The sequence below is a fragment of the Nocardia sp. 852002-20019_SCH5090214 genome, from assembly GCF_001665865.1.
Lineage (GTDB): Bacteria > Actinomycetota > Actinomycetes > Mycobacteriales > Mycobacteriaceae > Nocardia > Nocardia nova.
Genome location: NZ_LZMK01000053.1, coordinates 1 through 554, shown reverse-complemented (window position 1 = coordinate 554; position 554 = coordinate 1). Strand labels below are relative to the sequence as shown.

Annotated in this window: 1 protein-coding gene; it reads right to left on the bottom strand. The window is 69.9% G+C overall.

What is annotated here, in order from left to right; genetic code table 11:
- Nucleotides 1-23: 23 nt before the first annotated feature.
- Nucleotides 24-554 (bottom strand): TraG/TraD/VirD4 family protein (locus A5780_RS06450; RefSeq protein ID WP_156769386.1); only part of this gene is annotated, 531 nt, incomplete at its 5' end.

The following is a 554-nucleotide window of genomic DNA, read 5'->3' as shown; positions in this document are numbered from 1 at the left end:
GCCGTTGGTGCTGGTTGTGTCGGTCATGCTGCGTCCTCCTCGCTGGAGGGCACGGCCCGCAAGCGCGGCCCGGCCGGGGTGGTACGGGACTGGTTGGGGGCGTGAATGCCGATCGAGGCGCGGATATCGGCGGCGTCGCCGCGTTCCATCCACGGCGTGGCCCGCACGAGAGTCGGGCGGTGCCCGGAGACCAGGACCAGCGCCCGGCCCTTGGGCATCGCGCTGATGTCGCTGGCGGTGAGAGTGGCCTCGGTGGTCAGCGAGGTCGACTCGGTGCCCGAGTCCGCCCGCCGGCCGCGCGAGACGCTGGTGACCAGCTCGCGGTGATCACCGACGATGCGGGAGCGGGCCTGCAGGAAGTCCTCGTCGTCCAATCCGCTGCCGAGGACCTTGATGTTGGCCGCCGACCACAGCGCCTTCATGCCCGCTTCGCCCCAGCAGCCCACGCCCTGAGCCCAGGACTGCAGAATGGTCATGACGACGATGCCGCGAGATCCGAAGTGGCTGTACTGCTTCGGCAGGTTGCGCCAGCGGACAATGTTGGCGGCCTCATC